This is a genomic window from Brevundimonas sp. UBA2416, assembly GCF_002343105.1.
GTDB lineage: Bacteria > Pseudomonadota > Alphaproteobacteria > Caulobacterales > Caulobacteraceae > Brevundimonas.
The window spans coordinates 112,987-125,433 of the sequence record NZ_DDRM01000037.1 but is presented as its reverse complement, the minus strand read 5'-3'; the positions used below and the strand labels follow the sequence as shown (position 1 = coordinate 125,433).

15 protein-coding genes are annotated in these 12,447 nt (G+C 71.3%); 1 reads left to right on the top strand and 14 read right to left on the bottom strand.

Annotated features, from left to right (window positions below; genetic code table 11):
- Positions 1–15 precede the first annotated feature (15 nt).
- Entirely contained in the window at positions 16–684 is a 669-nt protein-coding gene (locus tag B3E43_RS12015) for a hypothetical protein (protein ID WP_292029781.1), read from the bottom strand.
- A 257-nt stretch (positions 685–941) separates the two neighbouring features.
- On the opposite strand from B3E43_RS12015, the gene B3E43_RS12010 reads away from it, so the two are divergent.
- The gene (locus B3E43_RS12010) at positions 942–2,081 is read left to right on the top strand and encodes a hypothetical protein (RefSeq protein ID WP_292029780.1); all 1,140 of its coding nucleotides are present in this window, start codon (positions 942–944) and stop codon (positions 2,079–2,081) included.
- Here B3E43_RS12010 and B3E43_RS12005 read toward each other — a convergent pair.
- From B3E43_RS12005 to B3E43_RS11950, 13 genes are all read right to left on the bottom strand, one after another.
- The gene (locus B3E43_RS12005; protein ID WP_292029779.1) at positions 2,078–3,433 is read right to left on the bottom strand and encodes a type II toxin-antitoxin system HipA family toxin; all 1,356 of its coding nucleotides are present in this window, start codon (positions 3,431–3,433) and stop codon (positions 2,078–2,080) included. The two genes, B3E43_RS12010 and B3E43_RS12005, sit on opposite strands and share 4 nt — an antisense overlap.
- Positions 3,430–3,777 carry a helix-turn-helix domain-containing protein gene (locus B3E43_RS12000; RefSeq protein ID WP_292029778.1) on the bottom strand — a complete coding sequence of 116 codons (348 nt, stop codon included), beginning with the start codon at positions 3,775–3,777 and terminating at the stop codon, positions 3,430–3,432. The genes B3E43_RS12005 and B3E43_RS12000 overlap by 4 nt, the downstream gene beginning before the upstream one ends.
- A gap of 62 nt (positions 3,778–3,839) precedes the next feature.
- Entirely contained in the window at positions 3,840–4,373 is a 534-nt protein-coding gene (locus tag B3E43_RS16240) for an LPD7 domain-containing protein (RefSeq protein WP_366517871.1), read from the bottom strand.
- A gap of 259 nt (positions 4,374–4,632) precedes the next feature.
- Positions 4,633–6,501: a type IV secretory system conjugative DNA transfer family protein gene (locus B3E43_RS11995; RefSeq protein WP_292029776.1), complete on the bottom strand. Its 1,869-nt coding sequence runs from the start codon at positions 6,499–6,501 to the stop codon at positions 4,633–4,635.
- On the bottom strand, positions 6,467–7,474 hold the full coding sequence (virB11, locus tag B3E43_RS11990) for a P-type DNA transfer ATPase VirB11 (protein WP_292029774.1): 1,008 nt from the start codon (positions 7,472–7,474) through the stop codon (positions 6,467–6,469). Before virB11 ends, B3E43_RS11995 begins: the two co-directional genes overlap by 35 nt.
- A complete protein-coding gene (gene virB10, locus B3E43_RS11985; RefSeq protein WP_292029773.1) occupies positions 7,474–8,625 on the bottom strand; it encodes a type IV secretion system protein VirB10 in 1,152 nt (383 codons plus the stop codon). Before virB10 ends, virB11 begins: the two co-directional genes overlap by 1 nt.
- A complete protein-coding gene (locus B3E43_RS11980) occupies positions 8,622–9,446 on the bottom strand; it encodes a TrbG/VirB9 family P-type conjugative transfer protein (protein ID WP_292029771.1) in 825 nt (274 codons plus the stop codon). Before B3E43_RS11980 ends, virB10 begins: the two co-directional genes overlap by 4 nt.
- Entirely contained in the window at positions 9,443–10,126 is a 684-nt protein-coding gene (locus B3E43_RS11975; RefSeq protein ID WP_292029769.1) for a virB8 family protein, read from the bottom strand. Before B3E43_RS11975 ends, B3E43_RS11980 begins: the two co-directional genes overlap by 4 nt.
- Entirely contained in the window at positions 10,123–10,362 is a 240-nt protein-coding gene (locus tag B3E43_RS11970; RefSeq protein WP_292029768.1) for a hypothetical protein, read from the bottom strand. Before B3E43_RS11970 ends, B3E43_RS11975 begins: the two co-directional genes overlap by 4 nt.
- A 2-nt stretch (positions 10,363–10,364) precedes the next feature.
- Positions 10,365–11,285, bottom strand: a complete 921-nt coding sequence (locus B3E43_RS11965; protein ID WP_292029766.1) for a type IV secretion system protein — start codon at positions 11,283–11,285, stop codon at positions 10,365–10,367.
- Positions 11,286–11,287: 2 nt separating this feature from the next.
- Positions 11,288–11,512, bottom strand: a complete 225-nt coding sequence (locus tag B3E43_RS11960) for a hypothetical protein (RefSeq protein WP_292029764.1) — start codon at positions 11,510–11,512, stop codon at positions 11,288–11,290.
- Entirely contained in the window at positions 11,509–12,243 is a 735-nt protein-coding gene (locus B3E43_RS11955; protein WP_292029762.1) for a type IV secretion system protein, read from the bottom strand. The genes B3E43_RS11960 and B3E43_RS11955 overlap by 4 nt, the downstream gene beginning before the upstream one ends.
- On the bottom strand, positions 12,240–12,368 hold the full coding sequence (locus B3E43_RS11950) for a hypothetical protein (RefSeq protein ID WP_292029759.1): 129 nt from the start codon (positions 12,366–12,368) through the stop codon (positions 12,240–12,242). The genes B3E43_RS11955 and B3E43_RS11950 overlap by 4 nt, the downstream gene beginning before the upstream one ends.
- Positions 12,369–12,447: the final 79 nt, after the last annotated feature.

The following is a 12,447-nucleotide window of genomic DNA, read 5'->3' as shown; positions in this document are numbered from 1 at the left end:
TGGGGGAGGCCCCGGCTAGACCCAGCGATCGTATCGAAGTTGAGCGTTTACCACCCTTGCCAGCGACGGCTTCCCCGACAAGCCGAAAGCGCGTTGAGCAATCACCTCAAGCTCGCCCGCGGCCTTGGGCTTCCAGCCATGCTGTATCGCCCAGGATTTTACGCTGCCGACAGGCGCGCTGTGGCCCTTGTTCCTCAGGATTCGAAAGGTGTCCTGGGCTGACTGCTTGTCGATGGGCCCCAGCATTCCCTGGCCGAGATTCGCACTGGCGGTCAGCGACTCCAAGGCTTTCACAACGCGGGAGTCCGCGACGATCACAGCTGGGGCCTGCGCCGGTTGTCCCGGCACAGTGGGGTTCCAGCGAGCGACCCATTGCGGCGCTCGGCCCACCAGATCCGGAACAGCGACCAAGCCGACGATGTTGGCGACGCCTTCGATCAGCTCCAGCGCCGTGTCGTCCGTATAGTAGGCAATCACCACGGTCTTCTTCGCGCCGATGCGGAACGTCTTCCAGCCGTCGGCTGATAGGGTGATCCCGCCCGGCAACGATAGGGTGTCTCCCTTGGACAGGGCCTTGGCGCTCTGTACGCCAATTACCCCGGCGAGGGTGGCGTTCTTGAGCTGAGGTCGGCTTGGGACAAGAAGGATGATGCTCTGGCTTCCTTCGGACGCGCAGAGGCTCATCGCCGACGTTAGCGCCGCTGGCCACGCCTTCGGGTCATGGCTGTCTAGAGGTATGAGAATTCTCTGGATGGGCGGCAAGTGTCACCTTCGAGTTGTGGTACTGCGCTGCTACCACCCGCGCAGCCCGACATCCATGGGCGAGGTAGCCGGGATCGTTCACGCGGGCCTGTCGAGCGGACGGGCGAGGCGAGGGTGCGACGGATGCAACATTTTGCGTGTAGGTGGGCAGTGATGGCTCGGGATGCAGCGTCGGCGGCATGGACCTGCTGAAATCATCTTTGGTGGCCTTGGACAGCTCGCACTGGGCCGACCTGATCAAGGCGGCGACCTCGCCTTCGTCGGCGATGCGGGCCAAGGCGCGCGCGTTCCCGGCCCAGCTGTTGGCCCAAGGATGCGTGCCACTTTTGTGCTGGCACCATTTCGAAGAACTACTAGCGATCGAGGACGACGCGATCGTCGACGCGCGGCTGGCGTTTATCGAGAGCCTGCCCTTTATCGCCTGGATCCAGTCCCTGGACGAACCGCATGGGTTTGGCGCGATCACCGACGTGGTCGCCGCCGAGGCCATGGCGATTTGCGATGGCGCCGACACGCCATTGGCGGTTCGCGATCAGGCCCGGGCGCGGCTCGTCCGGTTCGGCAGCGGCCTGGACGCCATAGGTCCCGATCGCTGGGTCTGGCACCTGCTGCGTCCCGACATTCTCGAGCGAAATATCTGTTCGCGCACGATCACGGCGATCGCGCCGGTCAAGTTCATGGACGGTTCGACCCCGGTCAGAGCCTTGATGGCCCAGAGCCTCCGGTCCGCCGATGAGGTCAAGGTGCAGTTTGCGGCCATGACCCGCATGCTGACCGGAGAGATCGCAAGGCACGGCGACCGTCGCATTGAGAATCCGCAGGATCTTGCGGCGACCTTCTGCGCCGACACCGCGCAACTGGCGCCGTGGTCGTCTGCCTCGGTGGGGGAGTTCGTCATAGGGGTCGCTGAGGCCCAGGGCGTGAGGGCCGAGGAGATCACCCCAGAAATGACGGTGGACCAGTTGGGTGAACTGGGCGTGTTCCGGTCGAAACTGCGTATCATCGCCGAGAAGACCGGCCACACGGTGGACGAGCTTTGGCAGCGCGTCCGGATGGACCAGTGCCCCCACTGGATTATCGAGGACGGCCTCGGTCGCTACCGCCCTGCGCTGGCGGAACGACGGGGCAGCGACCTCAACGACGGTTATCTGGCCGTCCTGGCCGCCTATGCGGACCATCTCTATGTCGACAAGCGCAAAGCCGAGAACTTCCGCCAGGCCTCAGGTAAGGCGCCGGCCCTGAATGCTCTGATCGGACGCATATGGAAGGCGGCGCACTATGCCGACATTCCACAGCAGCTGGCGGAAGTCGCCGCCTAGCGTTCTATGTTGCGGGGGGGCTCCTCGACCGCCGCTGCGTCCTCGATAGGTCGCGCAAGATCCAGCCGGAGCGCCCGGTCGATGCGTATGGCGTCGGGTTCGTAGACGCCGGCGGCGTCGGCGTAGGCGCGCCAGTCGCGGACGCGGTCGGCGATCTCCCGCACCATGCCGAGGGTCTTGCGGCGCTTGAAGCCGCAGTGGGCGCCGAAGGCGACCAGGTCCTCAAGGATGAACCCGTCGCGCTTGCCGTTGAAGGTCATCTGGTGGGTGCTGGTCCAGGGGCCGGACGGATTGTAGGCGTAGCCGACGTCGAAGGCCGGGGAGAGCCGCCAGCCGCCGGAGCGGTCCATCAGGAAGGCGATGTTCTTCACATGGTCGTCCTGGTTGCGGATGAACAGGTTGAAGACGGCGCGGCGGAACTGCTGCTCGATATCGGCGGCGCCGAGGCCGAGCAGGCGGATCGTCTCGACGGCCTGCTCGTAGCTGTAGGCGCCGGCGGCGTTGAAGTCGAAATGCCGGAGCGCGCCGAGCGACTGCATGTGCAGCTTGCGGCCGTCCGGCGTGCGGTCGAAGCGCCGGGTCATGAAATGGCTGCGTCCGCCCTCGTGGTGCAGGCGGCATTCGGCCATGTCGATGCCGACGTCGGCGGCCATCCTGGAGAAGGCGTATTCGATCAGGCCGAAGCCCTGCGGATCGGCCAGCTCCTTGTCGCGGTTGTTGCTGACGCCGTCGAACTTCATCAGCCAGTCCGAGAAGCCTTCGCCCGCCGGGGCCTGGCCGGAGCGGAACTCGCCGGTCTCCTCGTTCCATGCCAGCACCGCCTTGGCGCGGGCGCCGCCGGCGGAGGTCCCGACCCGCAGGATCTCCTCGAGGGTGTCGTGGTCGTCCTCGCCGGACAGCACGCCCTTCATGTCCTGGCGCATCGACAGGACCTGGTTGGCCAGGTCGACCAGGGCCTCGATCTGCAGCCGGCGCGAGCGGCGGGCGGCCTTCATCAAGGTGGGGTGGAACTCCAGCGCGCCCATGCCGCGGGTGCCGATGTAGCAGAGCCGTTCGACCGGGTTGAACGACCGGGCGTCGCGGCCCTGCCGGGTCAGCCAGGCGTCGATCAGGGCGTTGCCGTATTTGTCGGGCAGGGAGTCGGCTAGCAGGCCGGGCAGGCCCTTGAAGGCGTCGCGGGGCAGTTCGGGAAAGGCGTAGGGAGCCAGGCTCGGCGGCATCACCAGCGGAGAGACGGCGATGCCGCTGGCGACGAACTCGGGAACGTACTGGAACACCGCATGGTCACGGTCCTCCAGCCAGCTGACCGCGCCGATGTCGCGGCCCCACAGGCGGATGGTGGCGTCGGTCACTGGTCGTCGTCCCAGGTCCAGGGCGTGGCCGGGCCCTCGGCGCCCGCGCCACTGGCGCGGCGGCGTTCGCGCCCGGCGGCGATGCGCACCCGATCGACCGGTCGGATGTCGGCGGGCGGGGCGAGGGCCTCGAGCCGGTCCCCCAGGCCGAGCGCCTCCAGCACCCGGATCAGGGTGTCGAGGGAGACGTTTTCTCCTGCCTCGAGCCGGCGCAGGGTGTTGAGGGCGACGCCGGCGTCGTCGGCGAGCTGGCGCTGGGTCAGGTTGCGGTTCAGCCGCTGCGCCGCCAGACGGTCGCCCAGTTGCTCCGCACGGGTCAGAAGGGTGGCTTCGGCGGTGGACATTCAAGAACCCCTATATGGGTGATTGTCGGCAAGTTAAGCCATTATCGCTAATATATGGGTGTTTATGATTCGATCAAGAAGGAATATATAAAGCCCCATATATGGGTGCTTGGCGGCGGTATGGCCAATAAGAACCCATTTATGGATATTTGCGGACGCGCCTGAGCGGCCCGCGCGTCAACGTTTGCGGCGCCTGTCCGCGTCCGGGCGGTCCCTTGTCGCCGACCGTTCGAGGTCTGGCGGCGGCCGGAAGGTGTGGCCGCGCTCGAGGTGGGCGCGGCCCGCGCCCAGGCGCGTTCGAGCAGTCGTGTCCGCGCCGCCGGATCGCCGACCAGGGCGTGGACGGCGGCGGCGGCCAGCCGCATGCGGGCTTCGAGCGGCGGGGACGGGGCGACCGGGCGCTCCGTGGGGCGTGGGCGATCGGGACCCCGGGCGGGGGTCCGGGCCCCGCCCGCCTGACGGTCCCGTTCGGTGGGGCGATAGCCCCTCACGGAGATATCCATGGCCTGGGCCTGGACCCAGGCCTCTCGGCGGAAGGCCGGATCGCCCTCGACGCGGACCTGGGTCCAGCCGCGATGGCGGGCGATCCTGAGCATGTCGGCGCGACGTCGGGATAGGCGCTGGCGGCCGTCAGCGCCCGACCCGCGTCGCGGAAGGCCGGCTGGTCGGCGCGGTGGTCGCGAAAGAAGCGCTCGGCCCGGCCGCGGCCGTCGTGTTCGATCAGATAGCGGTCGAGGATCGACGGCGGCAGGTCGCCCTTGGTGCGCGAGACCGTCGCGCGGCCCGGGCCGGACGGCGTCAGCCGGCTTTCGGCGGACGCGCCCCGTTCCGGCTTGTCGGGAGCGGCGGCGGCCATCAGCGGTCACGCGCGGGATCGAGGGCCGGGGCGGGCGCGCGGACGCCCGCGTCGATCATCCGGTCCAGCCAGTCGCCCACCGCCGTCTCGTCGGCGCCGGGCGCCGGCGGCGGCGCGCCCTCCGCGGCGAAGGCGCGGGCGATGGCGTCGAAGCCGAACATCGCCGTCTCGTCAGGGATGGGGACGGGCGCGACGGGCTCGGGGGCGGGCGGATCGACGCGCGGCGCGACGGGGACGAGCGGCGGTGGGCGGCGGCGGCGGACGAAGACGCGCTCACGCCAGGAGACGATCTTGCGCCCCCGGGTCGGCGGCAGGCCGGCCTTGAGCACGATGAGGTCGCCGGGCGGCAGCAGCATCAGTTCCTGCGGCAGCATCAGGGCGCGGCGCTGCTCGGAGGCGGTGGTGCTGCGCCGCCCCGGGGCCAGGCCCGTGGGTCGGCTGCGGCTGCGGGCGCTGTAGGTGTAGAAGCCGAGCCGCTCGCTGAGGTCCTGGGCGACCTTGAGCTCCTTGGGGGCGAAGACGACCTCGACGCCGCAGTTGGTCAGGATCTCTTCGGTGACGTCGGGGCCGTAGAGGGCGCGCAGCTGGGACGGGCTCTGGATCACCGGCAGCAGGCGCAGGCCGTAGCCGGCCACGAAGGAAAAGGCGTGGGCGAGGACCGGCGCGGGGCCGAGGCGGGCGAACTCGTCGAGCAGCACCAGCGCCGGCTGGTCGCCGGGGCCGGGCAGGACGCGGCTGTTGAGATCGACCAGCTGCTGGAACAGCAGGCTGTAGAGCGGCGCGACCCGCTGCATATTGTCCGGGGCGGCCCCGAGATAGAGGGAGATCCCGCCACGGCACAGGGCGCGCAGGTCGAAGTCGCTGGCGGCGGTGGCGGCGTCGACCGCCGGGTTCAGCCACAGGCCCATGCGGGTGGTGATGGTCTGGCGTACCGAGGCGAAGGTGTTCTCCCCGGCGCTGCAGAAGTCGGTCAGGGCCGAGACGCAGGGGCCCGAGAGCGGCCGGTCCGCGCGCCGCCGGTCCGCGATCAGGGCCGGAAACCGCGTGCGGGGATCGCCCCGGGTCAGCTGGCGGAAGATCTCGCCGAGGGTGAAGGGCAGGGCGGGGGTTTCGGCCACGAAGGCGCCGACGCCGATAAAGCCGATGCGGGCCGCCTCCGACCAGAAGGGGTCGGCGTGGTCATGGCCGGGGAAGAGCATCACCGCCATCCGCTGCAGTTCGTCGAGCACGACCTCGGGCCGGCCGCGGTCGACATGGCCGAGCGGGTTGTAGCGAGCCGTGCGGCCGTCGAGGGCCAGGGGGTCGAACATCAGCACAGTCTGGCCGGAGGCGGCGCGAAACCCGGCCGTGGCCAGGAAATTCTCGCGCTTGATGTCGAGCACGACGACCGAGCCGGGCCAGGCCAACAGGTTGGGGATGACCACGCCGACGCCCTTGCCGGTGCGCGTCGGGGCGTAGACGATCACATGTTCGGGCCCGCCCGAGATCAGCAGGCCGCCGCCGGCGTGCCCCAGCACCACGCCCTGATGCGCCCGCAGGCCGGCGCGGCGTTGCTCGCCCGCCGTCGACCAGCGCGCGGCGCCGTGCAGGGGGCGACGGCGGTTGACGATCATGACGACGATGAGGATCAGCAGCAGCAGGCCATGCCCGGCCGCGCCGATGCGCAGCCAGCGGCGCACCAGCGGATCGTCGCGATAGTACCAGAACCAGCCGGGGACGCGGGCCAGGTCGATATCCGCCTCCAGTCGGCCGAGGCCGGCGAGGGCGACGAGCGCGGTTCCCGAAAGCGCGATCGCCAGCAGGGCGGCGAGGGCGAGGGCGACGAGGGCGGCCCTAGCCGCGGGGCTGACGCTTGCGAGCCGGCTCATGCCAGACCTCCGTCATTCGGAACCGGCCGTCGATCTTCTTCATCTGCACCACCACGTCGACGAGCAGATGAAGCAGGGCGCGGATGTCCTCGCGCGGCAGGTCGCGTCCGCCCTCGGATTCGCGCACCAGCAGGGTGAGCTGCTCGAAGGCCAGGGCGGCGGAGTCCGCGTGCACCGTGGTGATCGAGCCCGGATGGCCGGAGTTGACGTTGCGCAGATAGAAGAAGGCCGTGCCGTCGCGCAGTTCCTGCAGCAGGATGCGGTCCGGCCGCATGCGCAGGGCGCTCTCCAGCAGCGCCTTGGGGCCGACCCGGGCCAGGCCCTGTCCCTCCTTCGAATAGAGCAGGTGGACGACATTGCGGTGGGGGACGGTCAGTTCGCGGGTGTCCTCTATGGTCAGCAGCCGCTCGTGGGCGGGGATCAGCTCGACCAGCCCCTTGGCGAAGGTGGTCTTGCCCGAGCCTGTCGCCCCGGAGATCAGGATGTTGCGGCGGCCCTCGACAGCGAGACGGAAGAATCCGGTCCAGTCGCCGGCGGTCCGGCGTTCGATCAGCGCCGCGTCGACATCGTCGACGCCGTCGACGTCGGCGGGCCGCGTGTCGGCGAACAGGCCGGCCGCCTCGAACTCGCTGAGGCCCATGCGCCGGTGCGACGGCTTGCGGATCGTCAGCGATACGGTTCCCGCCGGCGCCGCGGGCGGCAGGACGATCTGGCAGCGGGCGGCGCCGGGCAGCACGGTGGAGCAGATCGGCCGTTCGGCGTCGACGTCCTGTTTGGTGTAGGCGGCGGCGGCGACCGCCAGGGTGCGCAGCCAGGGCTCGGTCAGCTCGGGCCTCTCGTGCCAGCGCCAGCCGCCGGCCTGTTCGACCCCGATCTCGCCCGGACGATTGATCACCACCTCGGTCACGTCGTCCGGCACGAGGAAGGGCCGCAAGGGAGCGAGGTAGTGATCGAGGACCGAGGTGTCGTCCATCACCGGGCCCGCAGCCGGTAGACGCCGGAAAAATCGAGGTCCTGGGCGACGAAGATGGAGACTTCCGCGCCCTGGGCCTTGCGCAGGGTCGGCGGGATGCCGACCGAGTTCTGCAGCGCCACGGCGGCGGCGTCCGAAGGGACGCGGGCCGTGGATTGAACGTCGCGGCCCTCGCCGACGGCGGCCTGGACGCCGTCGTCGACGATCGACAGCAGCAGGGCCCCGCCGAACCGGTCCCAGAAATGGGTGTCCACCGACCCGTCGAAGCCCGCGCGGCCGAGCGCGTCGGCGGCGGGGGAGGCGAGGGAGACGGCGGCGCCGCCGGGGGTGACGGCGCGGGTCCACAGCACGAACAGCCGTCCGCGGCCCGGCTCGAGTCCGCCGCGGTACTCGCCGAGCACCCGGCTGCCCCGCTCCATCAGGACGACGGCGCCGTTGTCGGACCAGACGTCGCTCGGCAGGACGCAGCTGACATAGCCGGGCGTAGCGCTGTCCATCGCCGTCTGCAGCACGCACGGGACGCTGGTTCCGGCGGTCAGCAGCAGGTTGCGGTCGGGCAGGCGGCCGGCCTGGCTCAGGGTGATCGGGCTTACCCGGCGCAGTTGGTCGAGCGAAGTGGGCGCCGCCGCCGGAGAGTCCGCCGGCGCAGCGACCCCCGCGGGGCGATCCGGAGCCATGGACGCGGCTGCGCCGGGCCGGCTGTAGGCGAGAACGGGCGCGCGGCGGGCGCTCTCGGCGAGCGCCTGGCGCTGGTCCGCGGGCGACGGTCCGCCCGCCGTGGCCGGGTCGGAGGTTCGCGCGCCGTCCAGCGCGGGGATGCGGTCCGTTTCGTCGATCAACAGCGGCGCCGAGGGATCGGAGGCCGCCTCGCTCAGCAGCGGCGGATCGGCGGGACGGCGCGCCGGCTCGAACGGCGTCGACGGGCGCACCGGTTCGTCGGCAGTGGCTGGGTCGCGGCGGCCGGCGTCGCCCCGGTCCCAGGTGGCGAACAGGAAGACGCCGCAGCCCAGGGCCAGGGCGGCCAGGGCCGTCATCTTGCCGTGTCGCCCGCCGAGCCGGCCGGCGATGGGCGACACGCCCCGGTCCCGGACGGGCTCCGGCTGGTCCGCGCGGGCCGGCGGTTCGGACGGCGAAGGGTGTTCATGGGTCATGGCCGGTCTCCGGCGGGGGCGCGCTCGACGACGGGGGAGGCGGTGCCGGTCCCAATGGCCTCGCCCCGTCCGTCCCGGCCCTCGTTGAACAGGCACAGGACCGAACGGCCGCGGCGCAGGCGAAGGCCCCGGGGGACGCCGTGGATGACGACGAACTCGCCGCGGACGTCATACGGGACCAGACGTTCGCCGCCGTCCTCGCCGACCTCGAACAGGGCCGGCAGGGCCTGGTTTCCGGGGAAGCGCAGGACGGTGAAGCGGCCGTTGTCGCTGACCTCGGACGGCTGCAGGGCGGGATCGCCCTGGGCCGACCAGGCCAGGTTGCGGGGGCCTTCGAGCGCGCCCCGCGCCAGTTCGAGTCCGATCAGCCGGGTCTCGGCGGCGCGGGCGGCCGCGGCGAGCCCTTCGGCGGCGGCCGTCTGTTCGTCGCCGGGGTAGCGGAAGCGGATCTGCCAGGCGACGGGACCGCGCGCGTCGGGGTCCCCGGCCTGGAGCTCGAAGGCGTAGTGGCGCGCCTCGCCGTCGCGGTCGGTGACCACCATCAGATTGGTGGCCGGGTGGCGTTCGCGCGGCTTCAGGAACAGAACCGAGCCCTCGGCCGCGACCTCCCAGGCCACGCTGTCGCCGATGGCGGCGTGCCGGATCGTCTCCCGGGGCGAGAAGATGATCTGGGTCGCGGTTCGCCAGGCGCCGGCGACCGGATAGACGGCGCCCGGCTCATAGGCGACCTCGCGGACGCGGGGATCGGCGGGCGCCTGGGCCAGAACGGGCGAGGCGACGGCGAGGAGGCCGGCGGCGAGGGCGGCGGCGGGAAATTTCATCGGATGACCTCCGGATCGGCGCGATAGGAGACCACCTGGAAGCCGAGCGGGTTTCTCAGCCGGTCGGCCTCGGTCATCGGCGCGCGGGTGTAGGAAAAGGCGATGGTGGCGATCCAGTCGCTCTCCACCGTCTGCCGGGCCTGGCGGACCGTGCGGCGGAAGCGGACGTTGGCGACCTCGTCATTGATGAAGCCGATGGCGCGGATGGCGATGACCGCCTCGCCGTCGGGACCGTAGAGGTTCTGCGGGCTCTGCGGATTGGAGCCCCGGTAGAGGTCGGCCCAGCGGCGCTGTTCGGCGGGGCCCGAAAGAATCGACACCAGGCGGAAGGCGTCCTCGGCGGCGGGATCGAGGTAGCCTTCGCGGGCCCGGACGTACTGGGCGAGGAAATATTTGCTGACGGCCTCGTCGTAGCGCGACGGTGCGCCGTCTGCGGACAGGCCCCGGACGACGTCGACCGCGCCGGTGGCCTGGTCGACGCGGATGACGAAGGGTTCGGTCGTCTTCAGCGGGGTCAGCAGGGCGACGGCGAGGGTGGCCGACGCCGCCAAGGCCGTGGCGGCGCCGGCCGCGATCCAGGCGAGGTGCCGCGAGCGCAGCGCCTCGGCGAGCCGGTCCTGGTCCCAGCGCCGCGCCTCTGCGAAATAGCGTTTCAGCTCGGGTGAGGGGGCGCCGGTCATGCGCAGCCTCCCGACGCGGTCTCGGGCGACGTCGGCGCCGGGGTCGGCGCCGCGGGGCGCTCGGCCCGGGGCGCTGGAGAGACCGGCGTCGGCGCCGAGGGCGACATCAGGATCGAGCCGTGAGGATTGGCCGGGCGGCGGGCGGCGCCGTCGCAGACCGGCAGGTCGGGACGGGCGAGGCCGGCGCAGCCGCCGAGCGCGGCGCAGGCAAGCATCAGGAACAGGCGATGGGTCATGGTCAGGCTCCGGAAGGTCGGATGGATCCGCCGCCCTTCGGCGGCCGGCGGTCGGCTTCGAGGGGGCCGCGAGCGCGGCCCGAGCCGCTCGAGCCCAGCGCCGCCGCATTGGCGAAGTCGGCGAGGCCCGCGCTGGCCCCGCCGGCGATGCCGGCGGCGATGGCCGGGGTCTGCAGGAAGAAGATGCCGCCGAGCAGGCACAGGGCGATGAAGATCAGGCCGCCCATCATCGGGTCCTGGCCCTGGATGGCGCCCCACTGGTCGCGCACCAGCGACAACACCAGCTGGAAGATGACGATGATCAGGGCGAACAGGACCAGATAGTTCACCGCCTGGCCGAGCCAGCCGAAGAAGAAGCGCCGGGTGGCGTCGAACAGGGCGCAGGCGATGAAGATGGGGCCGAGCGCGACGAGCAGGGCCAGGGCCAGCTTGGCCAGCATGACCACCCCGAAACCGAGGGCGCAGGCCAGGGCGCCGATGATCAGGACGGCCGCCGAGACGATCCAGGGGCCAGGATCGAAAGCCGAGCCCTCGCGCGCGATCGTCTCGGCGAGATAGCCGGCGTAGGCGAGGAACTGGTCGAAGGCGGCGCCGACGCCCGGCGTCTCGGTGCCGCTGACGGCCCGGGTCAGGGCGTTGGGCAGGCCGGTGAACAGCGGTTCGGTGACGAAGGTCGAATAGGCGGCCGTCGTCGCCAGGGCGTAGATCAGGGCCAGTTTGATCGAGCGGATGGCGAAATCGATCACCGGCTCGCTGATGGCCCCGCGCAGGATGGCGAAGCCGTAGAGCACGACATAGAGGACCAGGGCGATCCGCAGCGGGCCGTCGACTTCTGCGATGACCGAGGCGAGGCGCTCGCCGAGGAATTCGTTCAGCCGGGCGTCGATGAAGTCGTAGCTCGGCTCGAAGACCCGGAAGCTCATCGTCACCCTCCCTGCGCCGCGCGCGCGTAGGCGGCCAGCCGATCGCGGCGCCGGGCCTCGGCCAGGCCGCGCCGCGCCGTCTCGCAGTCGCGGCGGGTGCGGCCGGCGTCGCAGGCGGCGATGACGGCCCTCGCCGCCTGCGGGTCGGCCGCGAAGGCTTCGACGCCGCGCTCCGGCGCGGTGCAGCCGCACAGGGCCGCGAGGACGAGGCCGACGGCGCGTTTCATCGGAAGGCCCGCTCATAGGCGTCCAGGCGCGCGGCGCGGGCGGCCTCGGCCCGTTCGCGCGCGCGCTGTTCCTCCAGTCGGGCCTCGGCGTCCCGCGTCAGGGCCAGACCCTGCAGCCGGACCTGTTCGTTCTGGATCAAGGCCTGTTCGGCGGCCAGCCGCGCCTCCAGGTCCATCACCGCACGGGCGTTGGGGGCGGTGTCCAGGGCGCGCCTGAGCGTTTCCAGACCTTCCAGCCTCTGGTCGGCGGCCTCGCCGATCGCCTCGCCGACGGCGAGGTCGCGGGCGCCGCGCGCTCCGGCCCGTTCGAGGCTGTCGCGATACCAGGCCTCGGCGGCCGGCAAATCGCCGGACGGTGCCGTATAGAGCCGGTGTTCGGCGCGGATCGCGTCGGCGCGTTCGGCCAGCCGGCCCAGGGCCGACAGGTCGCCGTCGGCGGCGGCGCGCAGGGCCGCCAGGTCCGGCAGGGGGTTGCGGACCTCGGGCAGGCCGAGCGCGCCGGCCAGCGCATTGACGTCGGAGAGGTCGTTGAGGCTGTCGAAAAGCTGACGGCCCTGTTCGACCTGGGCCTGAAGGGCCTGGAGCTGCTGCAGGGCCGTGCGGGCCTCCTCGACCATCTTGGCGTAGGACGTGGGATCGTGAACGATCTGCTGGGCCCGGGCCCCCGGCGCGGCGGCGAGGACGAGGACCAGGGCGGCGGCCGGGGCCGCGAGCAGGGAGCGGGTTTTCACAGGAGTCTCCTCTGGGCGTGGAAGGGATCGCGCCATTGCGCGTAGGCGTCGCCGGTCTCGCCGCGCAGGCGGTCGAGCAGGGCGACGGTCTCGGGCCGAGCCTCGGGATCGACGGGGCGATGCATTCGCCTAGCTTAGCCCGCACTGGGCTTGCGCGGAGATCGGCGGCTGGGGTATCCTCTCTCCTCGCGCGAGCGTGCTCCC